Origin of the sequence: Thermocrispum sp. (assembly GCF_002919275.1) — a bacterium.
In the GTDB taxonomy this organism is placed as follows: Bacteria; Actinomycetota; Actinomycetes; order Mycobacteriales; family Pseudonocardiaceae; genus Thermocrispum; species Thermocrispum agreste.
On record NZ_PKFA01000039.1, the window covers coordinates 79,057 to 95,701 of the forward strand.

Consider the following 16,645-nt stretch of genomic DNA (forward strand, 5'->3'; position numbering starts at 1 on the left):
GCGAGTGGCGCCATACGTGCGGGCAGTTGTCCACAGCTTCTCGGTCACGCCGGAAGTGCCCATGGAATCGGGCGAAAGTGGATGCCATGACAGCACCAGCGCCCGAAGTCGAGATCGTCCGCCCGGTTCACGACGAGCTGGCCACCAGGCCCCGATACACCCCGGGGATCAGGGCCTACCAGCGCGCGGTCGACGAAATTCAGATCGGAGTGAATCCAAGACGAGCCGTGCTGGCGACCGACTTGTCGCCCCGCATGGTCTCCGTGCTGCTTTCCTTGGACGGACAGGCGTCCATCGGCCGGCTGATGAGCCGGGTGGGGCCGCAGCACGCGGACCGGCTACGCGCTCTGCTGCGGGAGATGATGGCCGCCGGGTTCGTGATCGACGCCAACCAGCCAGCACGAAACGCCCGGCTCGCCCACGCGACCGTCGAGATACGCGGTGACGGTCCGCTCGCCGCGGCAGTGGCGGTCCAACTCGCATCTGCTGGCATCGGCTCGCTAATCGTGACGTCCAGCGGCACGGTCGGTACCGAAGACATCGGTGCTGTCTGCACACCCGCAGATCTCGGAAAGCAGCGGCGGCATGTGATCGAGCAGGCGATCTCCGCGGCCAATCCGTCCGTGGACATCGCACCGGCGCGGCGGGAGTGCAGTCCCGACCTGGTCATCCTGACCGATGCGCTGGTACCGGCCCCGGAAGTCGTCGCACAGCTCATGCAGGACAACCAAGAGCATCTGGTCGTCGCGGCCCGCGACGGTTGCGGCATCGTCGGGCCACTCGTCCTGCCGGGGCGTTCGGCCTGCCTGGAATGCTTCGACCGATATCGCACCGATCGAGATCGCTGCTGGCCCCGGGTGGCGAGCCAGCTTGCCGGCAAGGTGCAGCGAGCCGATCCCGCAACCACACAGGCGACAGCAGCCTTCGCGGCGGCACAGGTAGCGCCGTCCCTCCAGCCAAGCCAGGACCGACCGCCCCTGCTGGAAGCCACCCTGGAACTCGACCTCACCGAAGGCGCAACGCTGCGGCGCGAGTGGGTCGCCCATCCGCTGTGTCGATGCGGGGTAGCCAATCGATGGGACGTCGACATCAGTGATCAACCCGACGAACTCGGCAGACAACGGCCGTAGTCACAAGGCAGAATCGAATGCATGGCCGAACCCGCGGAGCAAAGCCTCCCCAGCAAAGCGACCGCTCGTGCCGCGAAGCTCGCCAGCCTGCCGCTGGGCATCGCGAGCCGCGCGGTCGGCGGCTGGGGAAAGCGGCTGACCGGCAAAAGTGCCGAGGAAGTCAACGCCGACCTCCAGGCGAAAGCCGCGGAACAGCTGTTCGAGGTGCTCGGCACGCTCAAAGGCGGCGCGATGAAGTTCGGCCAGGCGCTGAGCGTATTCGAAGCCGCCATCCCGGACCAGTACGCGGCTCCATACCGAGAGGCGCTCACCCGTCTGCAGTCGGCCGCTCCCCCGATGCCCGCGAAGCAGACGCATCGGGTCATGCGGGAGCAGCTGGGCACCGGTTGGCCGAAGCGATTCGCCGAGTTCGACGACGAACCCGCAGCGGCGGCCAGCATCGGGCAGGTGCACCGCGCGGTGTGGCACGACGGCCGCCACGTCGCGGTCAAGGTGCAGTACCCAGGGGCCGACGAGGCACTGCGCAGCGACCTGCGGCAGCTCATGCGCTTCTCACGCCTGTTCCAGGCCTTGTCACCGGGCACCGAGGTGAAGCCACTGCTGGCGGAACTGTCGGCCCGGATGAACGAAGAACTCGACTACCGGGGCGAGGCCAATTTCCAGCGCGCCTTCGCCGCGGCTTTCGACGGTGACCCCCACTTTCTGGTGCCCAAAGTCGTCGCCAGTTCCCCGAAGGTCGTCATCACCGAGTGGGTCGATGGCACACCACTCGCCCAGATCATCAAGTCCGGCGAGCGCGATGTGCGCAATCGCGTGGGTCGGCTGCTGCTCGAGTTCCACTACTCATCCCCGGCGCGCGCCCACCTCATGCATTCCGACCCGCACCCGGGCAACTTCATGCTGGCCGACGACGGGCGCATGTGCGTGATCGACTACGGCGCGGTCGCGCGGCTGCCCCACGGGATCCCCCGGGTGCTCGGCCACATCATCCGGTTGGCCCTGGACGGCAATGCCACCGAGATGATGCGCCTGATGCGCGAGCACCGGTTCATCACCGTCGGCAGCAAGATCACCGCCCAGGACGTACTCGACTACCTTTCACCCTTCGTCGAGCCGCTCACGGTCGACAGGTTCCACTTCACCCGACGCTGGCTGCAGCAGCAAGCGGCCCGCATAGGCGACGTCTCGGGCAAGGATTTCCGCACGGCACGCTTCCTCAACCTGCCCGCCGAGTACTTGCTGATTCACCGCACCACGGCGGGTAACACCGGCATCCTCTGCCAGCTGGACGCCGAGGTTTCGGTCCGTGACATCGCCGAGCGCTGGGTGCCCGGCTTCGCCGACTGATCACCGCCCGAGCGGTAGACGCCGGCATGTCAGACGGCTGATCCACAACCCTGCCGAAAATTGGGGCAATTCCGGCATTTTCGGCGGAGTTATCCACAATTTTGCGAACGCCGCCAATCGCGCCTTGCCAGCCGAGACGATCAAAGACATGGAACACAGACGCAGCCGAACCGTCAGTATTCCGCCCGAGATCGCGCCGGATGGAGTCGCGCCGGTCACCGCGCTACTGCGAGCCGGGATCAGCCACAGCATGATCACCAGGAGGTGCCGCGCGGGCGGCCCCTGGCGGCGCCTTCTGCCCGGAGTCGTCATGCTCGCGAACAGTGAGCCGACCCGCAAGCAGCTCTTGCGAGCGGCCATCACATACGCCGGTCCCCGTGCGGTGATCACCGGTGTCGACGCATTGAACGCCTACGGCGTGCAGCTCCCCGCTCCGCACACGGTCCGCCTGCTCGTTCCAGTGGAACAGCGGCTGGCCCCGAAAGAATTCGTCACTGTGGAACGCACGACGCGCATGCCCAAGCCGATCATGCGTGACGGTCTGCCCTTCGCCCCACCATCTCGCGCCGCTGTGGACGTAGCCCGCGGCACGTCCAACATTGCGTTACTGCGTTCCGCCTTGGCGCTACCCGTCATGCACGGCTTGTGCGATCACGACAGCCTGCAGCGCGAACTGGAGGCCGGGAACCAGCGGGGCACCGCAGCTGTCCGACTGGCACTGCGGCAGCTCGACGTCACGGCGACCAGTGCTCTGCACAGCAACGCCGCAGCGCTCCTGCAGCACGCCCCACTCCCGCCACCGCAATGGAACGTGACGATCCAGGACTGTAGGCGCCGCCCGCTGGGGTACGCCGATGCGTGGTGGGACGAGATCGGCCTGGCGTGGCAGTTCGAGCCAGCGGTGCCTGAATCCGCCACGCCGGCCCACGGTCATCTCGCACTTACCGCGGCCAAGGTCATCGTCGTGCGCACTCCGGCTGCCGACGTTCGCGCCGCTCTCGACGATTTCTCTCTCCGCGACATGATCGTTCGCGAACTGGCAGCCGCCTTCGCGGAAGCCGGCACACGGGAGCGACCCCGGGTGGAGGCACGATGCTTGTCGGTTCCCTACACCGCGTAAGGCAGCGGCTGCCGAATCCCGAGCCCGGCATGAGCCACTGTCGCAGCTCCTTGAGCTCAGGACGAACCTTGAGCTCCGGATGATCCGCCGTCTACATCCTGCGCTCGACTTGACACCGCCGCCGGCATCTTGTGCTCGGCTGAGCCGCCGGCGATGGCCGGTTCACGTTGACGGCCCGGCGGCAACCGCATCAGTGCGTGTTCGGGGGGAGGTTGAGGCAGGTCAGGGACCGCGCCTGCAATGTGGGGTCAGGCCACGACCCACGATGTGAGGCCACAGCGCGACCGCAGGACAGGAGGGCAAGCATGCCGCGCGCCGGGAGAACCCCCAGCAAGAGCGTCACCGCCCAGAGCATCATGGGCAAGCATGCCGCGCGCCGGGAGGGCCCGGGCAAGGCACGAACCGCGCGTACGACGTCAGGGCGAAGCATGATGCGTGCGGCTGTGGCTTGGCACGAACCTACCCACGCCCCTTGGCCCGTAGGCACGAACCGCGCGTGACGCTCTTGCGCTCGGCTTGAGCCTCGCAGCGAAAGCAGGTTCACATGCGAAGTGGGCCCGCGCGGCCGGGTTCTCCCGGCAGCACGGGCCCACTTCCTCCTACACACAGCTCCAATACAGCAAGCGCCGAGAGCTAGCCGTTGCGTACGCGTTCCGCGCGACGGCTGGCCCAGTGGGCGAGTCGCTCCCACCGACGGGCGCGACGCTGCCGATTCTGAGCGGCCAAAGCGTCAGCCACAGCGACGTCGCCATCTGCGGGCTCGCTGTAGTGGGCGTGCTCGCGCTCACGGATGAGCGCGAACTGCTCACTCAGCATCTCCATGTCGTCCAACTCCTCAGAAGTAGGTCTCGTCTTCGGGCAGTGATTTGCCGGAGCGCAACTCCCGTGGCCGGCGACCAGCCGGCCCCAAGCAGTGACCGTTTGCCAGCTGCCACGCTCCGACCCCGGCAAGCAGCCGTCGCCATCAGGCCCCGACAGCGGCCGGTGACGTCCAGACCCGACACCGGCCGGTGACTTTCAGGCCTGCCCCCGGGACCTCCAGACCCGACACCGGCCGGTGACCTCCCGGCCTGGCCGGGACGTCCAGGCCTGGCACGGGGCGTCCGGGCACGGCACCGGGGAGCTTCAGGCACGACACCAGCGACCTCCAGGCTCTACCCCCGGGAAACCTCCAAGCCCGGCACCAGCGACCGGCCGGCGGCCGTCAGGCCGCGACCGGATGCTTGCGAGGTCGGCCACGCGGACGCTTGCGCGCGATGATCACCCCACGGTCGAAAATCTCGCCGCCCCAGACGCCCCAGGGCTCACCCCGTTCCAACGCGCCGGCCAGGCACGCATCGCGGACCGGGCAACCTGCGCACAGCTTCTTGGCGCGCTCCAGGTCGGCCGGCGCCTCGGCAAACCACAGGTCCGGGTCGCCAACGTGGCACGGCAGGGTCAGTTCTGCGCTCAGCGGATCCGCTGGCGACACCGTCGCCGCCTCGAGTGCGAAGGCGGTTTGGGTTGACATTCGTTCTCCCCTTGAATCTGTCTTCATTTCGTCGTGTGGCGGAAGATCTGCGGACCACACAGCACGAAGGCCGCGGATCCGGTGATCGGTCCCGCGGCCTTCGTGACCCGTGAATCTGACTAAGTCAGTGACTTCACGTGAAGACGAGACAACGGAACCGCTACCTGCGGAGCGATGAATGCCGGCTTGACAGCAACGACGGCGATGTCACCGGTCGGCACCGGCTGAACCGGCTGCGCCGCCGTGGGCACGTCGCGCTCGACGCTCACCGGGTTCACCGGGAGCACGCACGAACGAAGCCGTGCGCCGGACATACGAATCCCCCCAAGCCGCGGGTGGCTGCGGGTACGTGCGAGCGCGAAGATCTCCACCGCTGCCACCTCCCTCGGCTGGTCACATCGAAAGTAGTACGGGCGTTCAACCCGGCCCTAGCAGGCTATCTGCCCACTGCGGACCGCGGCAACTTATTTTTCGAGAATCCTGTCGGCGCAGGTCACAGGCTCACCGTCAGTTCGACCCGGAGGTCGCGGCGACTGCGCGACGGAGTCACCGCGGCCGACAGCCCGCCGCACCGAGCGGTGCTTCTGGAGACCGAGCGGTGCTTCTGGAGCACGACGCCGTCAGTCTCTGCACCGCGGCCTGCACCGCGGCTCTGGACCGAGGCCGATCCAAGGCCGGCACAGCAGTCGGCACACAAGGTCACCGCGCCGGGTACCAGCCGGTGCGTGCTCTGGGCAGGGGCTGAGGGCCGGTGCCGGACGCTCACCGCACATTCCTCTTGGGTCCTTCACAAGCTCCGCTCGGGTCCTCCACATACTTCGCCAAGGCAGTACGTGCCGAGCTGGGCGCGGTGGAGCTGCGACAGGCCCGCGCTGACAACTCGCAGCAGACCCAGACGACTCGCACCAGACCCGTTGGATGTCTCGAACGTGCCGCAGGCACACGCCTCCGCACGCCTCACTCACACCGGGCACTCGACGCGAACCCGCCCCAGGAGTCGCCACCAAGGCAGCGGGAACCTGCTCACCACCTCACTCACCCGTCCGCACATCGCGAACACACCTCGACCACGTGCTGGCACACCGCAGGCCCAGGCCGGGCACTCGACGCAAGGTCCCGACCGAAAGCACCGCCAAGCTGCGGCGGAACCCTCCCGCCAGCTGGCGTGGGGCCATACCCTGGCCAACCTCGCAACCCAGGCGTCGCGGATTCGTCACAGGCCCCGCTGGGTTTCATTGCAAACGGCCCGTCCACGGCTTCGTCGCCTACCCCCTCACAGCTCCATCGCCGCCCCCCTCACAACTCCATCGCCGCCCCCCTCACGGCTCCGTCGCAGGCGCCGTCAGGAACTCCACAGCCGCGCATCACCCGGCGCACGCCATCAGCTGCTCACCACGAAGTCCCCGGAGAGGTCTTCTGGCCCGAGAGGGTTCTTCTGTCACGAGCTCTCCGCGTGCTTGCGCACCTCGGCAAGCACCTCCGCGCCGAATCGTTCCAGCTTCGTCGCACCGATGCCGGAGATCGCCACCAGCTCGCTGTCGTCGCTCGGCTTGGCTTCCGCGATCGCCATCAACGTCGCATCGGTGAACACCACGTAGGCGGGCACCTTCATCTCCTTCGCCTTGGCGCTGCGCCACGCCTTCAGCGCCGCCAGCAAGTCGGGGTCGACATCGGATGGACAGCCGGCGCACCGCCCCAGCTTCACATCGGCGACATCGGTGAGCACCTTCGCGCAAACCCGGCACCGCGGGCGCTCACCGCGTCCTCGCCGAGCCACCCGAGCGGCCGGATGGTCCTCGGGCACCAGCCCGTAGAGAAACCGGCTCCGCCGCCGGGTTCGCCTGCCCCCGGGCTGACGGGACAGGGACCACGACAACGACAAGTACTCCCTTGCCCGGGTTACCCCCACGTACAGCAGCCGCCGCTCCTCCTCGATCGCCTCCTCGTCGTCGTCCGCGTGCTGGATGGGCAGCGTCCCCTCGCACAGGCCGACCAGGAACACGGCGTCCCATTCCAACCCCTTCGCGGCGTGCAGGGACGCCAGCGTCACCCCGGCAACGGTGGGCGCATGCTGCGCCGCGGCCCGCTGCTCGAGTTCGTGGACGTAGCGCCGCAGCGTCGGCGCGGAGGCGTCCGCGTGGAACTCCTCGGCCAGCGCGACAAGCGCCATCAACGAATCCCACCGCTGCCTGCTCGCGCCACCGGCCGGCGGCTCCGCGGTGAGCCCCACTTTGCCGAGCAACTCGCGCACCACCGCGGGCAACGCTCCTTCCGGCTGTTCCTCCGACGCGGCCGCCGAGCGCAGCACCGACATCGCCTGACGCACTTCCGCACGTTCGAAGAAGCGCTCTCCCCCACGCACCACGTACGGGATTCCGGCCTCGCTCAGCGCCTGTTCGTACGCCTCAGACTGGACATTCACCCGGAAAAGCACCGCGATCTCGTTCACCGCGACGCCGGAATCGATCAGCTCCCGGATGCGCGCCGCGACGCCTGCGGCTTCGGCGTGCTCGTCGTCGTACTCGGTGAACTGCGGCTCCGGCCCGTCCGGGCGCTGGCCCACCAGCCGCAGCCTGCTGCCGGGTAGACGGCGCCGTGCCGCGCCGATGACTTTGTTGGCCAACGTCACCACCTGCGGCGTGGACCGGTAATCCCGCACCAGCCGGATCACCTGCGCATGCGGATAGCGCCGGGTGAAGTTCAGCAGCTCACGCGGCGACGCCCCACCGAACGAATAGATCGTCTGGTTGGCGTCGCCCACCACCGTCAGGTCGTCCCGGCCACCCAGCCACGCATCGAGCAACCGCTGCTGCAACGGCGTCACGTCCTGGTACTCGTCGACCACGAAGCAGCGATAGCGATCACGGAATTCCTCGGCGACCTCCGCGTTCTCCTCCAACGCCGCCGTCGTCTGCAGCAACAAGTCGTCGAAGTCGAGCGCGCGCTCCTCGACCTTCAGCTTCTCGTACACGCGGTAGACCTCGGCGATGCGCTCCGGCGCCTCCGGCGTCGTGCGCCGCGCTTGCGCCACCGCCGACGGATAGTCCTCCGCGCTGATCAGCGATGCCTTCGCCCACTCCAGTTCGCCCGCCAGGTCGCGCAGCATCTCGGCGTCGGTGTCCACTCCGACCCGGTGCGCCGCCCGCCCGACCAGCGGCAGCTTACTGTCCAGCAACCGCCACGGCGGGCCGCCGACGATCCGCGGCCAGAAGTACCGCAGCTGCCGCAGTGCCGCGGCGTGAAACGTCAACGCCTGCGGCCCCTCCACGCCCAGCTTGCGCAGCCGTGCACGCATCTCCCCTGCCGCTCGGGCGGTGAAGGTCACCGCCAGGACGGCGCTCGGCGCGACGTGGCCGGACCTGACCAGATGCGCGATGCGGTAGGTGATCGTTCGGGTCTTGCCCGTGCCTGCGCCCGCCAGCACGCACACCGGACCGCGCGGCGCCGTCACCGCCGCGCGCTGCTCGGGATCGAGATCGCGCTCCACGTCCATCGATTCCGATCCTCGCAGAAGCCCACGACAAACGGAGCCGCTATCCACAACCGGAGTCCTTGTCCACAACCGCAGTCCGTATCCTGGACGGCATGGCGCCAACCGAGGACAAGGACGCGAAGAAGGCGGCCAAGCAGGCCAGGAAAGCCGAGAAGAAGGCCAGGCGGAGCCAGATCTTCCAAGCGTTCAAGATGCAGCGCAAGGAAGACAAGTGGCTCATCCCGTGGATGCTGCTGGTCTTCCTGCTGGTCGCCGGGGCCGTGTTCGCGCTCGGCTGGTGGTGGGGCATCCCGTGGGTCATGCTGCCGCTCGGCATCCTCACCGGTGTCCTCGGCGCCATGATCACGTTCGGCAGGCGGGTGCAGAAGACGGTCTACGCCAAGGCCGAAGGCCAGCCAGGGGCCGCCGGATGGGTGCTGGACAACATGCGCGGCAACTGGCGGGTCTCGTTGTCCGTGGCAGGCACCACGCAGCTCGACGCGGTGCACCGCGTGCTCGGGCATCCCGGCGTCATCCTGGTCGCGGAAGGCGCACCGCACCGGGTGAAGAGCCTGCTGGCCCAGGAGAAGAAGCGCATCGCCCGCTTGGTCGGCGACACCCCCATCTACGACGTCGTCGTCGGCCGGGAGGAAGGCCAGGTGCCGCTGCCCAAGCTGCAGCGCTATCTGATCAAACTGCCGCGCAACCTGCGCGGCCGCGAGGTGGACGCGCTCGAGGCCAAGCTGTCGGCGCTGAAGAGCCGGGCGGCCGCGATGCCCAAGGGCCCGATTCCGCAGGGCGTCAAGATGCGCAATGTGCAGCGGGTGATCCGCCGCCGCTGAGCGGTACCTGCGTCCTCAGGCGCGCATCCGCACCACGACCGTGCCCGTGGCCCGGTCGTGCAGTCCTTGCCCGTCGAAGTTGCGCAGCGCAGGCGGGATGAGAAGGGCCGTGAGCAGGCAACGGACCGCGGCGCGCGGCAGGCCGACCATGGTCGCCCCGTCCAGCCTGGCGACCCGGATGCCCAGCAGGCCCATGCCCGGCGTGATGCCGAGGAAAGCCGAGGACGGCACCGTCAGCACCACCCACACGCCGACCGACGCCCAGTTGAAGCGCGACATCACCTCGAGATCGGCGAACTCCGGCCGGATGAACAGCGTGGTGATCATCGCCGCGGCGAACAGGTCCGCCAGGAAAGCCACCAGCCGCTGACCGCCGGAGGCCACCGAGCCCACGCCGTCCTCCGGGAGCCCGAGCTTCTCTCCTGGCCACTTGCCCTGCTCTTCGTCCAGCCCGGCTCCGGACAGCCAGGTCTGCGTCCAACGCGCCACGTCACCAGGGTAAGCCGGTTTGCGGGCAGACACGCGGCCGCATCGGGTCTAAGCTGGTTTCGCCGGCCTCACTCATGACATGTGTCACTGGCTCATCCGTTAACACCCGCGAAACATTTGGGTGACGGGAGGGCAACACCGTCCCCCTAGCTTTGGCCAACAACGGACTGAGAGCACCCGCGCTCGCAGCACGTATCCCGCATCACATGAAGGAGCAGACGAGCGTGTTCAACTCCCCAGACGAGGTCAGGCGCTTCATCTCCGATGAGGAGGTGAAGTTCGTGGACGTCCGGTTCTGCGACTTGCCGGGCATCATGCAGCACTTCACCGTTCCCGCGTCGGCGTTCGACGACGACGTCTTCGAGGAGGGCCTGGCGTTCGACGGCTCCTCGGTGCGCGGCTTCCAGGAGATTCACGAGTCGGACATGCTGCTGCTGCCCGACATCTACACGGCGCGCCTCGACCCGTTCCGCGCGGAGAAGACGTTGCTGATGAACTTCTTCGTGCACGACCCGTACACGCGCGAGCCGTACAGCCGCGACCCGCGCAACATCGCACGGAAGGCCGAGGAGTACCTGTCCGAATCGGGCGTGGCCGACACCGCCTACTTCGGTCCGGAAGCGGAGTTCTACATCTTCGACTCGGTGCGGTTCGACTACGCCGAGAACCGCTCCCTGCACGAGATCGACTCGATCGAGGGCTGGTGGAACACCGGACGCGAGGAGGAAGGCGGCAACCTGGGCTACAAGACCAGGTACAAGGGCGGCTACTTCCCGGTGACCCCGGTCGACCACTTCGCCGACCTGCGCGACCAGATGGTGCTCAACCTGGAGCGCGTCGGCTTCACCGTCGAGCGGGCCCACCACGAGGTCGGCACCGCCGGTCAGGCGGAGATCAACTACAAGTTCAACACGCTGCTGCACGCCGCGGACGACCTGCAGCTTTTCAAGTACATCATCAAGAACACCGCGTGGGCGGCAGGCAAGACCGTGACGTTCATGCCGAAGCCGCTGTTCGGTGACAACGGCTCGGGCATGCACACCCACCAGTCGCTGTGGAAGGACGGCGAGCCGCTGTTCTACGACGAGTCCGGCTACGCGGGCTTGTCCGACACCGCGCGGCACTACATCGGCGGCATCCTGGCGCACGCGCCGTCGCTGCTGGCCTTCACCAACCCGACGGTCAACTCCTACCACCGTCTGGTGCCGGGCTTCGAGGCACCGGTGTCGCTGGTGTACTCGCAGCGCAACCGGTCGGCCTGTGTCCGTATCCCGATCACCGGCAGCAACGCGAAGGCCAAGCGGGTGGAGTTCCGCTGCCCCGACTCGTCGGGCAACCCGTACCTGGCGTTCGCGGCGATGGTGATGGCTGGTCTGGACGGCATCCGCAACAAGATCGAGCCGCCGGACCCGATCGACAAGGACCTGTACGAGCTGCCGCCGGAGGAGCTGGCCGGCGTGGCGCAGGTCCCGTCCGACCTCGGCACGGTCCTGGACAACCTGGAGGAGAACCACGACTTCCTGCTCGAGGGTGGCGTGTTCACTCCGGACGTCATCCAGACGTGGATCGACTTCAAGCGCGAGAACGAGATCGATCCGCTCCGGTTGCGGCCGCACCCGTACGAGTTCGCGCTCTACTACGACGTGTAAGTCGGCGGGCGCGCGTTCCCTTCCCCCAGCCAGCGACGGCGGCGGCCTCGGCCATGACCGGGCCGCCGTCGTCGTCTCTCCAACGTCGGCGGAATGCTCAGACCCGCAGGCCCAGCTCCCGCAACGCCTCCACCGGCTTGTCCACCAGCTTGCGACGGTTGAGGTCCATCACGCCGAGCACACACTCGATCTTTGCCGAAACCGTGCCGTCGAGTTTGCGGATCTCCGAGTACATGGTGAACGTCTTGCCGTCACCGAAAGTGGCGTCGCAGGTGACGTCGATCTCTTCCCCGTTCCGCAGCTCGCGCAGAAACCACACCCGGGTCTCCAGTAGAACCGGCGCAATCGTCAGTCCGCCTTCGGCGAGTTCGTCCCCGCCCATGTGCCGGAACCACTCGAAGCGTGCTACCTCGGCGTACTGGTGATAGACGGCGTGGTTGACGTGCCCCAAGGTGTCCAGCTCGTAGTGGCGAACCTTAATTCGGGTAACGAACTCACTCATACGCTCACTCTAAGAGCCGCGGTCGGTGTTCACCCGATACTTCGTGTCCAGGTGTGATCAGGACCGGTAGAAGATCCTCTCCACCACCGCACGCGACCGCCGCATGGTGCGCAGGTAGGAGTCGAGGAACTCACCAGGGTCGGTGTCCGGGCCGTAGCCGACGATCCGTGCGACGGACGCCAATTCCTTCCCGGTGGTGGGCACTTGGTCGACCTGCTTGCCCCGCACCAGAGCAGCGGCGTTGCGCACGCGGGTGGCCAACAGCCAGGCGTCGCGCAGCGTGACGGCGTCTTGCTCGGCCACCACTCCCTTGTCCTGCAGTACCTGCAAAGCCTGCAACGTCGACACAGTGCGCAGCTCGGGAATCTCATGACCATGCATCAGCTGCAGGAGCTGCACCGTCCACTCCACGTCGGCGAGGCCCCCGGGCCCCAGCTTGGTGTTCGTCCGCGGATTCGTCCCACGTGGCAAGCGCTCCGAATCCACCCGCGCTTTGATCCGGCGCACTTCCCTGGCGCGGTCGGCAGTCAGCCCACCGGCCGGGTATCGCACCGGCTCGATCATGCCGATGAACCGCCGCGCCAGATCCTCGTCGCCGGCGACCGGCCGCGCCCGCAACAGCGCCTGTGCTTCCCACACCTCGCCCCACCGGTCGTAGTACGCCTGGTAGGAGCTCAGGGTGCGGACCAGGGGCCCTTGCCTGCCTTCCGGACGCAAGTCGGTGTCGACCTTCATCGCCGGGTCCTGACTGGGCGCCCCCAGCAACCTGCTCAGCGAGCTGCACACCTCGGTCGCGAACTCCACGGCCTCGCGGTCGCTGACCCCGTCGTACGGCTCGCAGACGAACAAGACGTCGGCATCCGCTCCGTAGCCGAGCTCGGAACCCCCTAGCCTGCCCATCCCGATGATGGCGATACGCGCCACCCCTGAGGGCCTTCTGGCCAGGGACACGGCCAGCGTCGCGTCCAGAACCGCGTCCCACACGCTCGACAAGGCTGCGCAGACCTCGGGGACTGCGAGTAGGCCCAGCACGTCTGCGCAAGCCACACGAAGCATTTCGTGCCTGCGGAGCGAGCGCGCCGTGGACACAGCGTTGTAGAGGAACGTTTGCCTGCGGACGGCTTGTTGCAGCGTCGCCGCAACCTCCTCCGGGCGCTTCGCGGTCAGCTCGGCGGGATTTCCGAGCAGGCGTAGCACCTCGGGCGCGCGTACCAGCAAGTCAGGAACCAGCTTCGAGGTGCCGAGCACGGTTGCCAGGTTGTCCACCACCGCGCCTTCATCACGCAGGACCCGCAGATACCACGGCGTCTCGGCCAGGGCCTCGGACACGCGCCGGTAGGCCAGCAGACCACCGTCCGGGTCCGGGGTGTCCGCGAACCGGTCGAGCAGTACCGGCAACAGCGTCTTCTGGATCGCGGCCCTCCGGCTCACGCCCGAGGTCAAAGCCTTGATGTGGCTCAGTGCGCCGTCCGGGGCGGTGTAGCCGAGCGCGGCCAGCCGGCTGGCCGCCTGTGTGGTGGTCAGCCGGAGCGCTTCGGTGGGGACTCGCGCCACGGCTTCGAGCAACGGGCGGTAGAAGACCTTCTCGTGCAGCTTGCGGACCACTGCGGCTTTGCGCCTGTACTCCGCCACCAGGACCTCGCTGGCGTCGCGTCCCCGTGACGGCTGCACGCCAAGTGCCCGGGCGAGCCAGCGCAGCTCCGCAATGTCGGATTCCGGCGGGAAGAGGTGGGTGCGGCGCAAGCGACGCAGCTGAAGCCGGTGCTCGACGGTGCGCAGGAACTCGTAAGCCGATTCCAGCTCCGCGGCGTCGGCGCGGCCCAGGTAACCACCGCGGCCAAGCGCGGCAAGTGCCTCCATCGTCGACGGCGAACGCAAAGTGACGTCCGCCCGGCCGTGGACCAGCTGCAACAGCTGCACCGCGAACTCCACGTCGCGCAGACCACCGCGACCGAGTTTCAACTCGCGCTCGGCGATCTCGGCGGGCACGTGGCTTTCGACCTTCCGGCGCATGCTCCGGACGTCCGCGACGAAGTTCTCCCGCTCGGCTGCGGACCAGACCAAAGGCGTCACGACCTCGGCGTACTGCTGTCCGAGCTTCTCGTCACCCGCCACTGGGCGGGCTTTGAGCAGCGCTTGGAATTCCCACGTACGCGCCCATTTCTGGTAGTAGGTGCGATGACCCTCCAAGGTGCGCACTAGAGCACCAGCTTTGCCCTCAGGACGCAGTGCGGCGTCGACCTCGAAACAGGCCGCGCCGACCACACGCATCATCGTGCTGGCCACCCGGGTCGCGACCTCCAGGTCGCCTTCGGCCACGAAGATGACGTCGACGTCGCTGACGTAATTCAGTTCCCGCCCGCCGGTTTTGCCCATGGCGATCACGGACAGACGAGCGGTGTCGTCACCGCTGGCCTGCCCGCTTCCGGTGACCTCCCGCCAGGCGATGTCCAGCCCGACCCGAAGGGCGGCTTCCGCGAGCGCGGTCAGGCGTGCGGTGACCTCGGCGTACGTGGGGCGTTCCAAGTCCGGCTCGACGAGCGCACCGAGGTCTGCCGCGGCGATCTCGAGCAGCATACCGCGGTATCCGGCGCGCAAGGCTTTGATGGCGTGCTTGCCTGCTGGCAGATCGCCGTGCGGCGTCCGCACGGCCTCCAGGAGACGGTGCGTGTACATCTCCGCCGACCCGGGAGGCGGATCCATCAGGCGACGCCATTGCTCCGGTGCGTTGACCAGATAGTCCGCCAGCGCCGTCGATCCGCCGAGGACCGCGAGCAGCCGTCCACGAAGGCCAGGGTGGTCGTGCAGCGCGCGGTTCAGCTCGGTCCATCCGGATCCGATGGCCTCGCGCAGCCGATCCAGAGCGAGCAGTGCCTGATCGGGGTCGGCGGTGCGGGACAGCGCGAGCAGGACGGGCTCGCTCTCCTCTACCGGGCCGGGACGGCGGCCGTCGCCGGCTGTGTGGTCAGGGCGTGTCGCCTGCGGAGGCGATCCGCTCGCGGCTGGGCCGGCTCCGTCAGGAGAACGGTCGGTCGAGCTGGCCGGCACCCACCACCCTGCGGCGGCCAGCAGCTCCTCGGCGCGATCGTGCGTCACGCCGTACCGACCGGGTTTCGCTGCAGCTCGATCCCGCGTGGTCACCTAAGCCACAGTAGTCGGAAAGCGATACTCCACCGCATCGTATACCGGGCGGTACCCGATCTTCTGATAGATCGAATTCGAGGTCGGATTGTCCAGGTCGGTGAACAGCACGACATCGCGAGCGCCTTGGTCGAGCGCCCACTGGCTCACCGCTGCGGTGACCGCAGCGCCGTAACCACGCCGACGATGCTCCGGTGGCGTGTAGACCATCCCCACCCGGGACATGCCGTGGAGTTGCGCGCTCGCACGCGCCATCGACCTGACCACACCATCGTCGTGCCACAACCCGTGCGCGTTTCCCAATGCCAGCGATTGAACGATCTGACGACGGTGGTTCGGCCTCCCGACCGGCATCTGTGCATCATGGAAAAAGGCGGCCTCCCAGGCCTCCAGCAACGGAATGTCCTCGGCCTGCGCCAAGCGCATGGATCCCGGCACATCCGGCGGAATCAGTTCTGCCAAGCGGTAGCACCGCATCCTCATCGCCGCGGTGGTGCTGGAGCCCCACTTCTCGGCGAACGCATCAGCCACCTCGCACGGCCCACTCACGCCGGCGAGCTCGACACCGATGTCACGGAGAAACTCAGCCAGGGCCGGGATGTGGTCGATCGTCACCCCGGACACTCCGAGAGGCCACGGTGGGGTGCAGTACGCCGCGCCGACCGTTTCGCCGTGCTCGGTGATGGTCACCAGCAGCGGCTTCGTGCCATAGACATCGGAGATCTGGCCGGACGCGTTCTGCCGCTGCCGGTACTCGGCGCGAAGACCGGTGATCACGGTCAGCGGGATGGTGTGGCGTATGGGATCCGACTCGTAGATCGGGCCGGCGGCGTTCCAGAAGTCTTCCGGGTCGGCGTGCAGACGGACATCCATGCCCTCAGGATCGAGCACCCGTAGCGTCCGGTCCACCGAGTTTCTCACCAGGAACCCGGCCCCATCCGGTGTCGACCGCTGCCGTGGCACAGCTGCCTGTCGCCCGCCCCTTCTTGTCGCCACGAACCCCTCTTACCGCGACGAGCCCGCCAACAGTTCCTTCCTCGACCGCCGTGGAACGAACCAACTCCCTGCCCCTCGTCCATCGACCCTGCTTCCGGTGTGGCCGGCCAGCCGGTCCCGATCCTGCCGTGACGAACTGCTTTTCCGGCCCGCCTATACCGACGGCCAGCCTGTACAGACACAGACCTTCACCTGGGCACCGGTCGGCCGAAATCCGTGGGCATAGAAGGCGGGCCGAAGTACAGCACTGGGCCGAAGTTGAGTGGGCATAGAAAGAAAAGAAGAAGGGCGGCCGCAGCCCCCGTAAAAAAAGGGGCATGAAAAAAAAAAGGGGGGTCGGGATTCAGCTGAACTCCCGACCCCCCCTTTTTTTGGCATCCCGAAGGATGTGGTTGTGTGGGTGTCCGGCGGTGTCCTACTCTCCCGCACCCTGGCGGGTGCAGTACC

Annotated in this window: 12 protein-coding genes; 5 read left to right on the top strand and 7 right to left on the bottom strand. The window is 67.6% G+C overall.

Annotated features, from left to right (window positions below):
- Positions 1-86: 86 nt before the first annotated feature.
- The 3 genes from CXP56_RS08895 to CXP56_RS08905 are packed head-to-tail and all read left to right on the top strand — an operon-like array spanning position 87 to position 3,597.
- Positions 87-1,130, top strand: coding sequence for a TOMM precursor leader peptide-binding protein (locus CXP56_RS08895; RefSeq protein WP_084609014.1), 1,044 nt, complete (start codon positions 87-89; stop codon positions 1,128-1,130).
- Between the two features lie 21 nt (positions 1,131-1,151).
- On the top strand, positions 1,152-2,477 hold the full coding sequence (locus tag CXP56_RS08900; protein WP_028846867.1) for an ABC1 kinase family protein: 1,326 nt from the start codon (positions 1,152-1,154) through the stop codon (positions 2,475-2,477).
- Positions 2,437-3,597, top strand: coding sequence for a hypothetical protein (locus CXP56_RS08905; protein ID WP_245566566.1), 1,161 nt, complete (start codon positions 2,437-2,439; stop codon positions 3,595-3,597). Before CXP56_RS08900 ends, CXP56_RS08905 begins: the two co-directional genes overlap by 41 nt.
- A 1,204-nt stretch (positions 3,598-4,801) precedes the next feature.
- Here CXP56_RS08905 and CXP56_RS08910 read toward each other — a convergent pair.
- The 3 genes from CXP56_RS08910 to CXP56_RS08920 all read right to left on the bottom strand — a co-directional run bounded on the left by CXP56_RS08910 (position 4,802) and on the right by CXP56_RS08920 (position 8,600).
- Complete coding sequence (locus CXP56_RS08910; protein WP_084609015.1) at positions 4,802-5,107, bottom strand: WhiB family transcriptional regulator; 306 nt, start codon at positions 5,105-5,107, stop codon at positions 4,802-4,804.
- 119 nt (positions 5,108-5,226) lie between these two features.
- Positions 5,227-5,478: a hypothetical protein gene (locus CXP56_RS08915; protein WP_156899115.1), complete on the bottom strand. Its 252-nt coding sequence runs from the start codon at positions 5,476-5,478 to the stop codon at positions 5,227-5,229.
- A gap of 1,067 nt (positions 5,479-6,545) precedes the next feature.
- Positions 6,546-8,600, bottom strand: a complete 2,055-nt coding sequence (locus CXP56_RS08920) for an ATP-dependent DNA helicase UvrD2 (protein WP_286900696.1) — start codon at positions 8,598-8,600, stop codon at positions 6,546-6,548.
- Positions 8,601-8,692: 92 nt separating this feature from the next.
- Here CXP56_RS08920 and CXP56_RS08925 point away from each other — a divergent pair, with 92 nt between their 5' ends.
- Positions 8,693-9,421, top strand: coding sequence for a DUF4191 domain-containing protein (locus tag CXP56_RS08925; RefSeq protein WP_028846872.1), 729 nt, complete (start codon positions 8,693-8,695; stop codon positions 9,419-9,421).
- Between the two features lie 15 nt (positions 9,422-9,436).
- Here CXP56_RS08925 and CXP56_RS08930 read toward each other — a convergent pair whose 3' ends face one another.
- Positions 9,437-9,910: an RDD family protein gene (locus CXP56_RS08930; protein ID WP_286900697.1), complete on the bottom strand. Its 474-nt coding sequence runs from the start codon at positions 9,908-9,910 to the stop codon at positions 9,437-9,439.
- A 206-nt stretch (positions 9,911-10,116) separates the two neighbouring features.
- Here CXP56_RS08930 and glnA point away from each other — a divergent pair, with 206 nt between their 5' ends.
- Complete coding sequence (gene glnA / locus CXP56_RS08935) at positions 10,117-11,559, top strand: type I glutamate--ammonia ligase (protein WP_479267403.1); 1,443 nt, start codon at positions 10,117-10,119, stop codon at positions 11,557-11,559.
- A gap of 97 nt (positions 11,560-11,656) precedes the next feature.
- Here the strand turns inward: glnA and CXP56_RS08940 are convergent, their stop codons facing one another.
- The 3 genes from CXP56_RS08940 to CXP56_RS08950 are packed head-to-tail and all read right to left on the bottom strand — an operon-like array spanning position 11,657 to position 16,075.
- Positions 11,657-12,061, bottom strand: coding sequence for an acyl-CoA thioesterase (locus CXP56_RS08940; protein WP_028846875.1), 405 nt, complete (start codon positions 12,059-12,061; stop codon positions 11,657-11,659).
- Between the two features lie 57 nt (positions 12,062-12,118).
- Complete coding sequence (locus CXP56_RS08945; protein ID WP_286900698.1) at positions 12,119-15,202, bottom strand: bifunctional [glutamine synthetase] adenylyltransferase/[glutamine synthetase]-adenylyl-L-tyrosine phosphorylase; 3,084 nt, start codon at positions 15,200-15,202, stop codon at positions 12,119-12,121.
- Entirely contained in the window at positions 15,203-16,075 is an 873-nt protein-coding gene (locus CXP56_RS08950; RefSeq protein WP_286900699.1) for a GNAT family N-acetyltransferase, read from the bottom strand.
- Positions 16,076-16,645 lie beyond the last annotated feature (570 nt).